Genomic DNA, 15833 nt, shown 5'->3' on the forward strand with positions numbered 1-15833 from the left:
TTTCAGACAGAGGATTCACTATGAGCTTTTTCAACAAGGTTAAAGGCGCATTTAATTCCGGCCGCGATGAATTAACCAAACAGGTTAGCCGCTTTAAAAATAAGAAATTTATGCAAGGTACGGTGGCGGTTTGCGCACGCATTGCGGTCGCAGACGGCAGTGTGAGTGCGGAAGAGAAGCAGAAGATGATCGGTTTTCTGCGTGCCTCCGAAGAATTGAAAGTCTTTGATACCAATGAAGTGATTGAGTTCTTTAACAAGCTGGTGAGCAGCTTCGATTTCGATCTGGAAATTGGCAAGGGCGAAACCATGAAGTACATCATGGCGTTGAAAGATCAACCGGAAGCCGCGCAGTTGGCGATCCGCGTAGGTATTGCTGTCGGTAAGAGTGATGGTGATTTTGATGCTGACGAGCAGAAAGCGGTGCGCGAAATCGCCGTCGCTTTGGGCTTTGATCCAGCAATATTTGGTCTGTAATTTTTTATCTTTTAAGGGTTCATCATGGTGTCTACGCACATTGGCTTCCCAACTGAAACAGTCGCGGTTTTCATCGCGCTGTCAGTAGGAGCTATTTTTATCGACCTGTTCATGCACCGCGGCGACAAGCCGATTTCGCTGAAAAGCGCGGCGCTGTGGTCGGTGTTCTGGGTGGCGGTGGCGATGGGTTTCGCCGGCTTCCTTTATATTCATCACGGCGCTGAAGTTGCCAGCTTGTTCGTCACCGGTTACGCGCTGGAGAAAGTGCTCTCCGTCGATAACCTGTTCGTCATGATGGCGATCTTCTCGTGGTTTGCTGTTCCGGACCGCTACCGTCACCGCGTGCTCTACTGGGGCATCATCGGTGCCATCGTCTTCCGTGGCATCTTCGTGGCGATCGGTACCGGCTTGCTGAGCCTCGGCCCTTACGTCGAAATCGTGTTTGCGCTGATCGTCGCGTGGACGGCGGTGATGATGTTGAAAAGCGGCGACGACAGCGACGAGATCGAAGATTACTCGCAGCACCTTGCCTATCGCATGGTGAAGCGCTTCTTCCCAATCTGGCCAAAAATGCGTGGCAACGCCTTCCTGCTGAATCAGAAAGAAGTCGATGAAGAGCTGCAGAAACCAGAAAACAAAGACGTAGCGATTGGTCGCGGCAAGAAAGCGGCGCTGTATGCCACACCGTTGATGCTGTGTGTGGCGGTGGTTGAACTCTCTGACGTGATGTTCGCCTTTGACTCCGTGCCGGCGATTATCGCGGTAAGCCGTGAACCGCTGATCGTGTATAGCGCCATGATGTTCGCCATCCTCGGCTTGCGTACGCTGTACTTCGTACTTGAAGCATTGAAACAGTATCTGGTTCACCTCGAGAAAGCCGTTATCGTGCTGCTGTTCTTCATCGCGGTGAAACTGGGTCTGAATGCTACCGATCATATCTGGCATCACGGCTACAGCATCTCTGCTAGCGCCAGCCTGTTTGTGGTACTCGGCGTGTTGGCTGTCGGTATCGTACTCAGCGTGATGTTCCCCGGTAAACCTGAGGAAAAAGAAGAGAGCTGATCTTCTGCCCGTAATGTGTCTGAAAAATCATTAACCAAGAGGTAATTACAATGAGCGTTTCTCTTTCTAAAGGCGGTAACGTTTCGCTGAGCAAAGCGGCACCAACCATGAAAAACGTCCTCGTTGGCCTTGGCTGGGATGCACGTTCCACCGATGGTCAGGACTTTGACCTTGATGCGTCAGCGTTCTTGCTGTCCGCCAGCGGCAAAGTCCGTGGCGATGCTGACTTCATTTTCTATAACAACCTGGTCTCTTCCGACGGTTCTGTTTCGCACACCGGTGACAACCGTACCGGTGCCGGCGATGGCGATGATGAATCGCTGAAAATCAAACTGGATCTGATTCCAGCCGACGTCGACAAGATCGTGTTTGTGGTTACCATCCATGATGCGCAGACCCGTCGTCAGAGCTTTGGTCAGGTTTCCGGCGCGTTTATCCGCCTGGTGAACGATGACGATCGCAGTGAAGTGGCGCGTTACGATTTGACCGAAGATGCCTCCACCGAAACCGCGATGCTGTTTGGTGAGCTGTACCGTAACGGTACCGAGTGGAAATTCCGCGCGGTAGGCCAGGGGTATGCCGGCGGCCTCGCCTCGGTGTGTGCTCAGTACGGCATCAACGCATCTTAATTAACACGGGCAGCCACGCGCTGCCCGCATCATCCAATTAAAAGCAGGAGCTTTAAAATGGCAGTTTCTCTGGTAAAAGGCGGTAACGTTTCCCTGACTAAAGAAGCACCAACCATGAATGTTGCCATGGCGGGTCTGGGTTGGGATGCACGTGTAACAGATGGTCAGGACTTCGATCTTGATGCGTCAGTGTTTATGGTCGGTGACGACGGTAAAGTGCTGAGCGATGCCAGCTTCATCTTCTTCAACAACAAGCAGAGCGCTTGTGGTTCCGTTGAGCATCAGGGCGATAATCGCACCGGCGCCGGCGATGGCGATGACGAGCAGGTAAAAATTACCCTGTCTAAAGTACCGGCTGACGTGAAAAAGCTGGTCTTTGCGGTCACCATTTATGATGCAGAAGCGCGTAAGCAGAACTTCGGCATGGTGAGCAACAGCTTCATGCGTATCTTCAACAATGACAACGGCGCTGAAATCGCCCGTTTCGACCTGTCTGAAGATGCGTCTACTGAAACCGCGATGGTGTTCGGTGAGCTGTATCGCAACGGTGCTGAGTGGAAATTCAAAGCGGTTGGTCAGGGCTTCGCAGGCGGCCTGTCGGCGCTGGCTTCACAGCACGGCGTGAGCGTCTGATTTAAAGCATTGCTAACAAAGCCCCGGCTTGTCCGGGGCTTTTTGCTATTTAAATCGGTCGCCATGAATGGCGACTCTACGGATCCAGGCGCAGCATGCGCAGTTTTTCCAGCGGCACGCGGCGTTTTTTCCAGGTTGGATGGAAATGACGCCAGTGTGGATCCTGCGCGGCGGCCAGTAACTCAAAATCACCGCGCGTATCGCCCCAGGCGCGCAGGTGATAGTTATGCAGCGGGCCGTAGACGCTTTCCAGTCGCTTAACCTTTTGCCCACAGCGGCAGTTATGACCGGTAATCTTTCCGGTAAGAATGCCGTCCACCACTTCTAATTGGGTGCCGATCAGGTTGATGCCCAAACGCTCGGCGAAGGGTTCTAATACCATCGCAGGCGAGGCGGAACAGATGGTCACTTCCGCGCTGGAGTTCACTTCAGCGGCAACCGCTAACAGTCCGGCTGGACGCATCAACTTGTTCCAGTTGGCCGCGCAGAACAGTTGCGCCTGCTGGCGAATCCATTGCTCCTCCACGCCGGTTAAAAAAGTGTGAATCAACACTTCTTTTAACTCATCACGCGTGAGCTTTTTACGCATGCAGCGCAGCGTTGGCAGTGCCAGTCGGGCAATTTTGCGTGCGAACGCACGTTTGCCAAAGCTGAAGCGCAGAAAGGGGATAAAGCTGTCGTGAATGGTCAGCGTGCCGTCGAAATCGAAGACTGACAGAACCTGATTTTCACGCGCTAAGGAGGATTCCATGGACATGTTGTTCTCTTTTGTCGCAAGCCGTAATCAATGCAACGATGATAGCAAATGGCGGGACGATATTCTCATGTGGGAATGCGGCTACCGATAAACGGTAGCCGTTTGAAACGCTTACTCGCGGATTTTGCCCTCTTCTTCGCGGGTTTTACCCTCTTCGATAAACTCTTCGTCGATCTCTTCTGAGTTCTCGCGGTTATCGCGACCGGAAAGCAGATTCCAGCAGGCAATAAACAGCGCGGCGATCAGCGGACCAATGACAAAGCCGTTGATGCCATACACTTCCATGCCGCCCAGCGTGGAGATCAGGATCAGATAGTCCGGCATTTTGGTGTCTTTACCGACCAGCAGCGGACGCAGGATGTTATCCACCAGGCCAACCACCACCACGAAGAAGCCAATCAGGAACAGGGCTTTCCAGATGGCGCTGGTGGCGAAGAAGAAGATGGTTGCCGGGACCCAAACAATCGCGGAACCGACCGCCGGAATCAGCGACAGGAATGCCATCAAGGTGCCCCACAGCAAACTGCCGTCGATGCCGGTGATCCAGAAGGCGATGCCACCCAGTACACCTTGCACCACTGCAACCACCACCGTGCCTTTAACTGTGGCACGTGAGACCGCTGCGAACTTCATCATCAGGTGATGTTTCACGTAGGTTGAAAGCGGCAGCGCTTCCAGAATCAAATTCACCAGCCAGGCGCCATCTTTCAATAGGAAGAACAGCAGATAGAGCATCACGCCAAAGCCAACGGTAAAGGTGAAGGTCCCTTTGCCGATCAGGAACACGCTGCCCGCCATGTACTGGCCGCCTTTCAGCGCAAAACCAGAGAGCTTCTGCTGAATCTCCTGCGCGTTGTTCAGGTTGTTATCGGCGAGATAGTTACGCGCCCACGAAGGCAGATGCTGCAGCAGATCGGCAAACACCGCCGGGAACTGTGCAGAGTTGTTCTGCAGCTTGGTGTACACCGTGTTGACTTCAACCACCATCGAAGAGGTGATCAGCGCCAGCGGCGTGAACACAATCAGGCAGATAATCAGCAGCGTGGCAAACGCAGCCAAACCGTTACGATCGCCCATTTTACGACGCAACAGCGACTTCAGCGGATGGAAGATCACCGCCAGAATCGCGGCCCAGAAAATGGCAGAAAAATACGGTGTCAGCACATCAAAAAAGGCGTAGGTGACAAGCGCCAAAATCACGATAAAGAAGCCTAAATTAAGTCCTTTAATACGCATTACAGTGTCTCGTTAGTAGATAAGGCGATTGAACTATAGAACGCCTAGCGGGGAATGTAATGTTTTTAGGGCAGATGGTTCGCTTAAGCGCCTGACAAGCGCAGACCAACGATGTCCCGATTTGTCCGTCTGATGTCTGTTCACTGGCTGGTGCAGCGGCATTATTACGGTGATGATGGTGGCTGAAACTCACCGGAGGAAATCATGCTGGAACTACGTCCTAACTGCGAATGCTGCGATAAAGATCTGCCGCCGGAGTCACTTGATGCGCGCATCTGTTCGTTTGAATGCACCTTCTGCGTTGCCTGCGCGGAAGGCGCGCTGGCGCAGCGCTGCCCTAATTGCAGCGGTGAACTGGTGCGTCGACCGATTCGTCCTGCTGCGGCGTTAGCGCGTCATCCGGCGTCCTCAACGCGCCATTTATCTTCGTCATGAGATAGTGAGCGTGCAAACGAATATTCTGCCCATGTAAACGTTTACCCTAAATAGTTTATCAGGCTGCCTCGTGATATTTAAACGTGACGAAAGTAGGGGAATTTTGAGCACGATAGTAATCACCGCCGTGTATTAATGTTGGTTATAAACAATTGGGGCCTAATAAGGAGCAGTGATTGTTAAATACTCATCGGGTTGCGCGTGCGGCGTGCTGATATTTAAAAGGTTTAAGAAGTTAATGGTGTTGTTTTTAAAGGGATATCCACCATTCTTGATAGCATGGATTAGCTGCTTTAATGCCTTGTTATTCTGTCTTTGCCGAATCTGGTCAGAGCACAGACCTTATTTATCCTGAAACAACGTTCCTAAAATAATATTTTTTCTGTCATTTAATTTTTGCGTATTTTTCTGAAAAATAGTCCTTTTCAAAAGAAGTTTTCAATTTTAAATGGTATTGTTTGCTGGCAATGCTAGTGATGTGGCGTTGTGTGCTTCAGTTTTACCCTCACTTTTGCAGGGTTTACCCCTTTATGCAATTTATGGAAATTGAATTATCCTCCCGATCCTTGCGATCGGGTTTTTCTTTATATTCCCCGCTTTCTCTCCAATAAACGCGCATGCGTGCGTTCGATCCAGTTAATGTCAGAAAATACACAATCGTTAAGAAAGTGATAATTTGACGTAATTTCCTGTAAGTATCCGGTTTTTAAGAGTTTTGGAAATGCTTTTCTGTCTCCATTTAATCAATAGTAATGCTCAACGGCACAGCAACCGCCGTTATCCCTGGAGGCAACACCATGAAAAAAACAACACTGAGTCTCATTGCGTCATTTATTGCATGCAGCACACTGTTTTCTAGCGTCTCGCGGGCAGACGGCCCAGGTGACCAGCGCTGGCAGTCGCACGGCGGCGACCAGCATCAGGACCATGGACGCGGCCCGGATCGTGGCGGCGACCGCGGACCGGATCGCGGTGATCATCACGACCGTGGCCACGATCACGATCGCGGACCTGGCCCGGATCGTCACGACCATCACGCTGACCATCGGATGCCGGAAGGACATCGTGGCGGTGACCGCTTTGCCTGGGGCGGCCATGACTTCCGTCGCGGCTATCCGGCACCGCCGGAGTTTCGGGGGCCGCACTATCGCGTAGATGACTGGCGCGACCGTGGTCTGTATGAGCCACCGCGCGGTGAACATTGGGCTTACATCGATGGCAATTACGTGCTGGTGGCCGCAGCAACTGGCATCATCACCGCGATTCTGCTCAACGGCGCGTTCAACTAATCTTCCCCAGCGGATGGCTTCGGCCATCCGTCTTTCTCTCCGCTTTATCCGCTCACCAGGTTATTCTCTCTACGACCCGTTTTTCCTTTCGATACGTTAAGGAGTGATGATGACCGTGGTAAAAATGGTGGCGGTGGATAAAGACGGCACCTTTCTCGACGACAATAAACAGTACAATCGCGCACGTTTTAACGCCTGCTATCAGGAGATGAAGCAGCGCGGCATCAAGTTTGTGGTAGCCAGCGGCAACCAGTATTACCAACTCAAATCCTTCTTCCCGGAGATCGCCAGCGAAATTGCCTTCGTGGCGGAGAACGGCGCGTGGATTATCGATCGTGACGAAGAGCTATTCTGCGGCGAGTTCTCCCGCCAGGATATTGATGCAGTGCTGGATACGCTGCACAACGGTAATTATCCCGAACTGCGCTACATCCTGTGCGGACGCGACAGCGCGTACTACTTCGAAGGCCTCGATGAAAAGTGGCTGGTGAAAATGCGTCACTACTGTCATCGGCTGAAGGCGATTCGCAGCCTCGATGACGTCGCGGGCGATAAGCTGTTCAAGTTCGCGCTGAATCTGTCGGATGATTATGTGGAACCGCTGATGGCGGACATTGAGCGTCTGCATCAGGGAGCGGCGGCGGCCACGTCCAGCGGTCACGGATCGGTGGATTTGATTGTGCCCGGCAACCATAAAGGCCACGGCCTCGATCTGCTGGGCAAACGTTGGGGCATCGAACGCAGTGAAATTCTGGTGTTTGGCGATGGTGGTAACGATCTCGAAATGCTGCAGCAGTCTGGCTTCAGCTTTGCCATGGCGAACGCACCGCAGAAGGTCAAAGATGCGGCGCGCTTTGAAGCACCGAGCAATAACGACGAGGGCGTTTTACAGGTGATTGAGCAGATGCTGGCCGGCAAACCGCCGTTTGTCATTTAATCGTCATTTCTAGCTGAATTTATTCTTTGCTTTGCCGATATTCGATTGTGACGGAACGCACAATTCGCCGCTGAGCGGCACTTCTTATCTCAATCGTTAATGCAGTCGGTTAGAAAGGATAAATTATGTTGCCAACCCGTTTGGCTGCCCGCATGACGCTGGGTGGCCTGCTATTACTGTGCGTCACCACCGCAGTCGTATTTTCCGTTCTGTTGTTGCGCGGTCAGCCGCGCGTCATCGAAGCCAGCCATACGCTGATTGAGCAGGCCGGTAGCAATCTGGTCAGCCAATTAAATCAGCAGCTGGTGCGCATTGAAGGCGAGGCCGTCAGCATGGCGCGCCTTGCTGAAGTGTTGCCGCACGATGCCACGCTGTGGCAGCAAAGCTTCCCACAAATCATCAACAGCAGCGGCAATAAAACCATTGCCGGCGGCGGCGTGTGGCCGGAACCCGATGCGTTTAGCGCCGGTGTGCAACGTCGTAGCTTCTTCTGGGCGCGACAGGGTGATGGCGCGCTGGCCTATTCCGATGACTACAACCTGCCTGCGGGCAACGGCTATCAACAGGAAAGCTGGTACAGCGCGGTGCGTAACGGACCGCGCGATCGTTGCGGTTGGTCGGAGGTTTATCAGGATCCGGTATCCGGCGTGAAAATGGTGACCTGCAGCGTGCCGTACGCGGCGGGCGATCGTTTTGCCGGCGTGGCGACGCTGGATGTGCAACTGGATAATCTTGCGGGCTTTATGCAGCAGAAAGGGCAGGTGACGGGCGGTTATGCCTTTGCGCTCGATAGCGCGGGCAATCTGCTCTATTACCCAGGCCAGGATCTGAAATCGCTCACCACCTTAAGCAGCCTGGCGGAAAAATCCAGCTGGCTGGCGCCGCTGGCCGCACGTGTCGCTCAGTTAAAAGGCGATGGCAAGGTGTTGCAGCTGTCAGATTTCAATGACGACTACTTGCACACCAGCGCGCAGGTCACGCTGTTCCGCATGCCCGGCACCGGTTGGGTGATTGGCCTGGTGACACCTGAAAGTGCGGTTAGTGGCCTGGCACGTACCATGATGCGTGACATCTTTACCTTCCTGATCCCAGCGATGATCGTGCTGCTGCTGTTAACCTGGGCGTTTACCCAACGCATTGGTCAGCGCCTGAAAGCCACGCATGCGGCGCTGGATGAAATTGCCAATGGCGATGGCGATTTAACCCGTCGCCTGACCAAAAGTGGACGCGATGAGCTGGCGGATATCGCCGGTGCGTTCAACAGCTTTGTCGATAAGATCGCCGGCGTGATTACTCGCGTGCAGGGCAGCGGCGAAACGGTGGCGGCCAATGCATCAGGATTGGCGCACAGCAACACTGCGCTGTCAGAGAAAATTGCTGAGCAGGCTGCGGCGCTTGAGCAGAGCGCGGCGGCGATGGAGCAGCTCAACGCGACCGTGCAGCAAAACGCCGAAAATACCCGACTGGCTGATGCCGCCGCCGAACAGACCGCGCAGATTGCCCGCAGCAGCAGCGACGTGATGGGCGAAGTTGTAAGCACCATGGGCGCTATCCAATCCTCATCGCGCCGCGTGGCGGAGATCCTGACGGTGATCGATAGCATCGCGTTTCAAACCAACATCCTTGCGCTGAATGCGGCGGTGGAAGCAGCGCGCGCCGGTGAGCAGGGACGCGGATTTGCCGTGGTGGCCTCTGAAGTGCGCGCCTTAGCCCAGCGCAGCGCCACGGCGGCGCAGGAAATTAAAGCGCTGATTGCCGATTCCGACAGCAACGTATTGGCTGGCAGTAAGCTGGTGGAAGGCGCGGGGCAGCAGCTTTCGCAACTGGTCACCGACGTGCATAAAGTGAAGCAGGTGGTAAGCGAGATGCGCGTGGCCGGGGATGAGCAGAGCAAAGGTATCGCGGAAGTGACGCTGGCGGTATCGCAGATGGAGCGCGGTATTCAGCAAAACCTGATGCTGGTGACGCAAACCGCCGAAAATACCCAGGCGCTACGTGATGAAGCGGCGCAGCTGGCGCAAGAGATCGCAATGTTTAAAGTGGCTGAGCAGTAAAAAAATCGGGCAGCGTTGGCTGCCCGTTATCATTTAGACGATGCGCCAGGCGGCGGCGATCATCTCGGTCAACGTGGGGGCATCGTAGCTGATCCAACCGTTTTTGCTGTTGGCCCGCGACACAATCCAGTCGACGTCGGTGGCTGACAGCGTTGGGCCATCTAACCAGAACGGCACGATCGCCTGCTGCTTGATCCAGGCTTTCAACGCCAGCGCTGGCGGCGCGGGATCGTCCGGCAACAGCTGTTGACCGAGCTGCGCCATCAAACGTTGCTGCTCAGCATGCTCAGTTTCCGCCAGCACATCGAGGAACGGGAACAGTAAGCGTCCGCACACTTCGCCGTGATGGAACGGTTTGATCGCCCCCAGCTCTCCAGCAATACCGTGGATCACGCCCAATCCGGCAGTGCTCAGGCACACGCCTCCCAGCCACGACGCCATCATCATCGCTTCTCGTGCTGCATCACCACGCTCGTTATCACGGTTTAAATCCGGCCAGGCTTTGAAGAACAGTCGCAGACCATTGAGCGCGGTTTGTTGGGTAAACAGATTGCCTTTGCGCGACAGATAGGCTTCGAATAAATGGGTGAAGGCATCGATGGCGCAGCTTGCCAGCACGCTGTTTGGCGCGCCTTTTAGCAGGTCGGGATCGAGAATCGCGACCTGCGGCACAAAGACCGGATGGCGCAGCGACGCTTTGACCTGAATGTGCTGCTGATCGGTCACCACCGCGTTCTGCGTGGCTTCGCTGCCAGTGCCGGCCGTGGTAGGAATGGCGATCAGCGGCAAAGTCACCGCTTGCACTGGCGTATCACCGACTTTTTCCAGATAGCGTGCGGTATTCAGCGGGTGCTGCATCATCGCGCTGAAGGCTTTGGCCGCATCCAACACGCTGCCGCCGCCAATCGCCACCACACGATCAACATGGCCGCGCCAGCGCCGCACCCAACCATCAATTTCATCCGGCGAGGCTTCATGGCTGACGATCTCGTAACCGATAATCTGATCGTTGAGCGCGGCGCCCAGGCGCGCCCAGGCTGGACCGTTAAGGAATGATCGGCCGCAAAACAGCAGCGTCGGCTGGGTATTGGCCGCCAGCAGCGGTATCAGCTGGTCAATACTGCCGCGACCAAACAGGGTTTGTTGATTACTGTACAGCTCGATCAGATTCTCACTCACCTGCATGTCCTTCTTGTTTGGCGTAAAGACCCTAGTGTAACCAAAAGCCGTGACACTCCCGCTGCAAACATTCTGATAACGCGCCGGCAAAAAGTTGATCACCTTCGCAAAACAGAAATTCCGCCGCTGCGGCTGGTGCTTTGTACGCAATGTTACCCTTAACATGATACCCGTAACATTGCTCAGCAGGATGTTTTCCTGCGGCGCAGACTGTTGATTCTCATGTCCTCTGGGATAACCAAAATAAACCGCTGCCGGTGATTCACCGCGCGCAAAAGTGGAGAAAAATTATGCCATTACTCTATGTGGCGATTGGCGTAGCGTTACTGCTGCTGCTGATGATTCGTTTCAAACTGAACGGATTTATCGCGCTGATTCTGGTGGCGCTGGCCGTAGGCATGATGCAGGGCATGCCGGTCAACAAAGTTATCGTATCGATTAAAACCGGTGTCGGCGGCACCTTGGGCAGCCTCGCGCTAATCATGGGCTTCGGCGCGATGCTGGGTAAACTGCTGGCGGATTGCGGCGGAGCGCAGCGCATCGCCACCACGTTAATTGCTAAGTTCGGCGAGAAACACATTCAGTGGGCACTGGTGCTGACCGGCTTCACCGTCGGCTTTGCGCTGTTTTACGAAGTAGGTTTTGTACTGATGCTGCCGCTGGTATTTAGCATCGCCGCTTCCGCGCGCGTGCCATTGCTGTACGTCGGTGTGCCGATGGCGGCAGCACTTTCCGTTACGCACGGTTTCCTGCCACCGCATCCGGGTCCAACCGCGATTGCCACGCTGTTCAACGCCGATATGGGTAAAACGCTGCTGTTTGGAACGCTGCTGGGGATTCCAACCGTAATTCTTGCCGGTCCGGTTTATGCGCGCTTCCTGAAAGGCATTGATAAGCCGATTCCGGAAGGTTTGTGGAACCCGAAAACCTTTACTGAAGCTGAGATGCCTGGTTTTGGCGTCAGCGTCTGGACGGCATTGGTGCCGGTGGTGCTGATGGCATTGCGCGCAGTGGCGGAAATGCTGCTGCCGAAAGGTCATGTGTTGTTGCCGTATGCCGAGTTCTTTGGCGACCCAATCATGGCAACCCTGATTGCGGTGCTGATTGCCATCTTCACGTTCGGTCTGAACCGTGGCCGCAGCATGGATGAAGTGATGGGCACCATCACCGATTCGATCAAGATCATCGCGATGATGCTGTTAGTGATTGGCGGTGGCGGGGCGTTCAAACAGGTGCTGGTGGATAGCGGCGTCGATAAATATATCGCCAGCATGATGCATGAAACCAATTTGTCGCCGATCTTCATGGCGTGGTCGATTGCAGCCGTGCTGCGTATTGCGCTGGGCTCCGCAACCGTGGCGGCGATTACGGCAGGCGGGATTGTCGCACCGTTGATTGTCACCAGCGGCGCCAGCCCGGAGCTGATGGTGATTGCGGTCGGCTCCGGCAGCGTGATTTTCTCTCACGTCAACGATCCAGGCTTCTGGCTGTTTAAGGAGTATTTCAACCTGACCATCGGCGAAACTTTCCGTTCCTGGTCAGCACTGGAAACCATCATTTCAGTGTGCGGTTTGGTGGGCTGTTTACTGCTTGCCAACGTCATCTAAGCATTAAGGCTGAGGCATCGCGCCTCAGCCGCTTGCGGTTTACTGCGTTAAGGCGCGGAACGCCGCGAGTTCCTCTTGCGGCATACCTGCCTGTAACGCCGCGCCACAGATTTGCTCCCAGCTATTGCTATCCAGTGGAATGCCATCCCTTTCGCGTGCCACGCGGTTCTGCTCTTCCCACTCGCCGGGCACCTGAATCGGCGCATCGCCACTTTGCGGCGACTGTTTCACCCAATCAAGGAATGATTCTGCTTCTTCCTGCATCGCGGGCGCATCAAACGCATCCGGATTAACGATGATAGTGGTCATGCAGTTGAAAATGGCATCGTGGCTGGTGACCAGCGTCTCATCATGCGTGGTGCGGCCGCCCGACAGCGCGCCGCCGAGGATTTCGCACATGGTCGCCAGCGCATAACCTTTGTGCAGACCGAACGGCATCAGCGAACCATACGGCGCCTGATGCATCACGCCCGGTTCGGTGGTCGGCTGGCCCTGATGATCTATCAGATAACCTGGCGCGACCTGCTGCTCTTTGTTCCACGCTACCCGCGTTTTACCAAAGGCGATGCCGCTGGTGGCGAAATCGAGCAGCAGCGTTTTGGCATTGCGGCGCGGGAAAATGGCGCAGAAAGGATTGGTGCCGAAGCGACGATCGCTACCGTTAAACGGCGCCACCATCGGATCGCCCATCACGTTGACGAAGTGGAACGAGACAAAACCGGCGGCTGCACACTGTTCCGCCCAATGACCGATACGACCAATGTGGTGCGAATGGTGTAGACCAACTGCCGCAATGCCGAGTTTGGCGGCGCGCTCAATGCCGAGCTGCATCGCCTCAAACGCCGCGACCTGACCAAAACCGTTATTACCCTGTAGCGTCAACACCGCACCGGCGTCTTTTGCCACGCTGACATGTTGGTTAAGTTGCAGAAAACCCTGCGCCAGCGAATTCATGTAGCTCGGAATCATGCCAACGCCGTGTGAATCGTGGCCCGCCAGGTTCGCAGCCACCAAATGATCAGCGACCAGGCGCGCCTCTTCGGCATTGCTGCCCGCATGTGACCAAATGGCTTGAACAAACTGATGAAGACGGGAAGGGGGAATAAGATGCAGCGTACTCACGCGGTTAATCTCCTTATCATGAACGATATTGCATCCTGCGACGAAACCCGTGATAACCGCAAGTCAGCGATAAAGAAGTAAAGGGCCACAAGGTGTGGCCCAAAAACTCAGTGCGGCTGTTCAAAACCCGCTTTGACCATTTGATCACGTAACGCGCGGGTAATTTCTCGGTTCCCGCCGGTGACCGGATAAATGACGTTGTTGACGACATCGTCAAGATAATGCTCTTCAAACTCCTGCATGGTGAGTTGCGTGCCACCTTCATCATTTATCGCAATGCTGCCGCTGATGTGGTTGCCGTAATCCTTTGCCTTAAGGCTGTAACGCCCCATGCTGGTATTAATCGTGCTCATAAGAATCTCCTTGTTACGTAGGCATTGATAACAATTGAGGCCTCTTCAGGCGAAGTAAGTTTAGCCGATATACGGGCGCTGAGTACGGTAACAAGGGGCAGGGAAAGCGAATGCTGCGACCCGTCTCGCAGAAAATAATCTGCGCCAAACGAAACGAGAACATAGGGCTGTGACCACGCTCGCAGCGCCCAGCGAAAGCAGAATGATCATCTATAATGGTTAACAGACACGTTATTTTTCATACTTGAAGGAGCGAACAATGAAAATAATTCTGTGGGTCATCGCCATCATCTTCATCGTTGGATTACTGACAATTACAGGCGTCTTTAAACTGATTTTCTGACAATGACAGGCACCTGCGGGTGCCTGCATTTTTTATTCAGCATAGGATTTTTCACTGTCTTCACAGGACGCGACAGGCTGAATGAGATCGCGCAGATTTAGCGGTTTCTGACATCGTGCGCAGCAGGCACCATGATGATTTGGCAAATCGACCTTTTCACAGTCGCATAACGTGTAAAAAAATTTAGCGTAACCGCAGCGGCTACAACGAATAGTCATGTCAGTTTTTTCCCCATCTCCGTCCTGGAGTATCGAGATTTATCTTATTCGTCTGAGGAGTTCAATTGATAAATTTTATTAACTTATTCCGTATGTGAATTGTTTGCGCTAAGTCTCTGAAAGCTATCTTGTTGCATGTCGTTATCATTACAACAGGTTTGCACTTTATGACCATCCCCCGATAATACCTATCCGTTTATCTGGCGTTTCAATTTCGCGCCTCGCTTGAGGTAAAATTCGCCAACATCCAAGAATTCGCCTGGAGAGATTAAGTGACTTTTTTACTATTATCCTGGCAATTACGTTAGAAACTCGTCGTACAGGAAGCTGAAAAATTTGCCTTCGGATAATGAATTTTTCAGCATGACATAACAGGAAATTACGTTGTGAATCGGCACTTTTCTGCAGCTTTGTTTGGCTGCATTTTGACCTCATCGGTCTCATTTTCAGCATCAGCGGTAACCACGTCACAAGCCATCAAATCTGGCTGGAACACCTTTAGCGACAACGTCTCGCAAACCTGGTCGCAACCGCAGAATTATGATTTTTATCTGCCAGCGATTACCTGGCATAACCGCTGGACTTACGACGATGAACACATCGATAAGTACAACGAACGCCCGTGGGGCGCGGGTGCTGGCGTCTCGCGCTGGGATGAAAAAGGTAACTGGCACGGCCTGTATCTGATGGCGTTTAAAGACTCGTTTAACAAATGGGAGCCAATTGGTGGCTACGGTTGGGAAGCGACCTGGCGACCGCTTAACGATCAAAACTTCCATTTGGGGGCGGGATATACGGCGGGCGTAACGGCACGGGATAACTGGAAATATATTCCGGTTCCGCTGATATTGCCTTTAGCATCAATCGGATATGGTCCAGCCACTTTCCAAATGACTTATATTCCCGGCACTTACAATAACGGTAATGTCTATTTTGCCTGGCTGAGATTTGAGTTTTAAGCGTTGGTAGCGCGCAGAAAGTGTGATCGGCATGCAAAAAATCAATATTTATCACTTTTTCATCAAATCGCACTGGACAAATGTCACCGCAATTGCTGTACTAGACGTCGACACAGTTTAGTGTCCTTTTTTCATGTAAAGGTAATATAGATGTCTAAGATCAAAGGTAACGTAAAGTGGTTTAATGAGTCGAAAGGCTTCGGTTTCATTACTCCAGAAGATGGCAGCAAAGATGTATTCGTACATTTCTCTGCAATCAACAGCAACGGTTTCAAAACTCTGGCTGAAGGTCAGCGCGTTGAGTTCGAAATCACTGACGGTGCTAAAGGCCCATCAGCTGCTAACGTTATCGCACTGTAATTTAACAGTTCGAATTCTGAAAACCCGCCTTCTGGCGGGTTTTTTTTATGCTTAAATCAGCTCGCTGCTTTGTCTGCAGATAGATTCTGCGGCACATCTCACAGATAACTTCCGTAACACAGCCACACCAATGCTTACTTGCAGATTTTTATCCGGCAACGCTATATAACTGCTCAGGGAAAAT

Annotated in this window: 17 protein-coding genes; 12 read left to right on the plus strand and 5 right to left on the minus strand. The window is 53.3% G+C overall.

Translation table 11 applies throughout. The annotated features are described in order from the left end of the window. Positions 1-20: 20 nt before the first annotated feature. From NQH49_RS05430 to NQH49_RS05445, 4 genes are read left to right on the plus strand one after another with little or no spacing between them, the layout of a single operon-like run. Entirely contained in the window at positions 21-476 is a 456-nt protein-coding gene (locus tag NQH49_RS05430) for a tellurite resistance TerB family protein (RefSeq protein WP_008103747.1), read from the plus strand. 24 nt (positions 477-500) lie between these two features. Then, the gene (locus NQH49_RS05435; protein ID WP_008103746.1) at positions 501-1538 is read left to right on the plus strand and encodes a TerC/Alx family metal homeostasis membrane protein; all 1038 of its coding nucleotides are present in this window, start codon (positions 501-503) and stop codon (positions 1536-1538) included. 50 nt (positions 1539-1588) lie between these two features. Then, positions 1589-2167: a TerD family protein gene (locus tag NQH49_RS05440; RefSeq protein WP_061717414.1), complete on the plus strand. Its 579-nt coding sequence runs from the start codon at positions 1589-1591 to the stop codon at positions 2165-2167. Positions 2168-2224: 57 nt separating this feature from the next. After that, positions 2225-2800: a TerD family protein gene (locus NQH49_RS05445; RefSeq protein ID WP_008103742.1), complete on the plus strand. Its 576-nt coding sequence runs from the start codon at positions 2225-2227 to the stop codon at positions 2798-2800. 76 nt (positions 2801-2876) lie between these two features. On the opposite strand, the gene NQH49_RS05450 is transcribed toward NQH49_RS05445, so the two are convergent. Both NQH49_RS05450 and NQH49_RS05455 read right to left on the minus strand, forming a co-directional pair. Continuing rightward, positions 2877-3557, minus strand: coding sequence for an HAD family hydrolase (locus tag NQH49_RS05450; protein ID WP_256695882.1), 681 nt, complete (start codon positions 3555-3557; stop codon positions 2877-2879). A 111-nt stretch (positions 3558-3668) separates the two neighbouring features. Continuing rightward, entirely contained in the window at positions 3669-4793 is a 1125-nt protein-coding gene (locus NQH49_RS05455) for an AI-2E family transporter (RefSeq protein ID WP_256695883.1), read from the minus strand. Between the two features lie 204 nt (positions 4794-4997). On the opposite strand from NQH49_RS05455, the gene NQH49_RS05460 reads away from it, so the two are divergent. The 4 genes from NQH49_RS05460 to NQH49_RS05475 all read left to right on the plus strand — a co-directional run bounded on the left by NQH49_RS05460 (position 4998) and on the right by NQH49_RS05475 (position 9508). Continuing rightward, the gene (locus tag NQH49_RS05460) at positions 4998-5228 is read left to right on the plus strand and encodes a DUF1272 domain-containing protein (protein WP_256695884.1); all 231 of its coding nucleotides are present in this window, start codon (positions 4998-5000) and stop codon (positions 5226-5228) included. 797 nt (positions 5229-6025) lie between these two features. After that, positions 6026-6517: an RcnB family protein gene (locus NQH49_RS05465; RefSeq protein ID WP_256695885.1), complete on the plus strand. Its 492-nt coding sequence runs from the start codon at positions 6026-6028 to the stop codon at positions 6515-6517. Positions 6518-6626: 109 nt separating this feature from the next. Next, positions 6627-7454: a Cof-type HAD-IIB family hydrolase gene (locus NQH49_RS05470; RefSeq protein WP_256695886.1), complete on the plus strand. Its 828-nt coding sequence runs from the start codon at positions 6627-6629 to the stop codon at positions 7452-7454. A gap of 125 nt (positions 7455-7579) precedes the next feature. Then, positions 7580-9508, plus strand: a complete 1929-nt coding sequence (locus NQH49_RS05475; RefSeq protein WP_256695887.1) for a methyl-accepting chemotaxis protein — start codon at positions 7580-7582, stop codon at positions 9506-9508. Positions 9509-9541: 33 nt separating this feature from the next. Here the strand turns inward: NQH49_RS05475 and NQH49_RS05480 are convergent, their stop codons facing one another. Further along, the gene (locus NQH49_RS05480; RefSeq protein ID WP_256695888.1) at positions 9542-10852 is read right to left on the minus strand and encodes an iron-containing alcohol dehydrogenase; all 1311 of its coding nucleotides are present in this window, start codon (positions 10850-10852) and stop codon (positions 9542-9544) included. 125 nt (positions 10853-10977) lie between these two features. Between NQH49_RS05480 and gntT the strand changes: the two genes are divergently transcribed. After that, the gene (gene gntT, locus NQH49_RS05485; protein WP_256695889.1) at positions 10978-12294 is read left to right on the plus strand and encodes a gluconate transporter; all 1317 of its coding nucleotides are present in this window, start codon (positions 10978-10980) and stop codon (positions 12292-12294) included. 39 nt (positions 12295-12333) lie between these two features. Here gntT and NQH49_RS05490 read toward each other — a convergent pair whose 3' ends face one another. Both NQH49_RS05490 and NQH49_RS05495 read right to left on the minus strand, forming a co-directional pair. Further along, positions 12334-13416 (minus strand): malate/lactate/ureidoglycolate dehydrogenase, encoded by a 1083-nt coding sequence (locus tag NQH49_RS05490; protein ID WP_256695890.1) that lies wholly within the window; start codon positions 13414-13416, stop codon positions 12334-12336. Positions 13417-13523: 107 nt separating this feature from the next. Beyond that, positions 13524-13769, minus strand: coding sequence for a hypothetical protein (locus NQH49_RS05495; protein WP_008103719.1), 246 nt, complete (start codon positions 13767-13769; stop codon positions 13524-13526). Positions 13770-14028: 259 nt separating this feature from the next. Here NQH49_RS05495 and NQH49_RS23560 point away from each other — a divergent pair, with 259 nt between their 5' ends. From NQH49_RS23560 to cspE, 3 genes are all read left to right on the plus strand, one after another. Next, the gene (locus tag NQH49_RS23560; protein ID WP_085982349.1) at positions 14029-14112 is read left to right on the plus strand and encodes a small membrane protein YohP; all 84 of its coding nucleotides are present in this window, start codon (positions 14029-14031) and stop codon (positions 14110-14112) included. 604 nt (positions 14113-14716) lie between these two features. Beyond that, the gene (gene pagP / locus NQH49_RS05500; protein WP_372340019.1) at positions 14717-15289 is read left to right on the plus strand and encodes a lipid IV(A) palmitoyltransferase PagP; all 573 of its coding nucleotides are present in this window, start codon (positions 14717-14719) and stop codon (positions 15287-15289) included. Positions 15290-15439: 150 nt separating this feature from the next. Next, complete coding sequence (gene cspE, locus NQH49_RS05505) at positions 15440-15649, plus strand: transcription antiterminator/RNA stability regulator CspE (protein ID WP_007890714.1); 210 nt, start codon at positions 15440-15442, stop codon at positions 15647-15649. Positions 15650-15833: the final 184 nt, after the last annotated feature.

The organism is Pantoea trifolii, assembly GCF_024506435.1.
Lineage (GTDB): Bacteria > Pseudomonadota > Gammaproteobacteria > Enterobacterales > Enterobacteriaceae > Pantoea > Pantoea trifolii.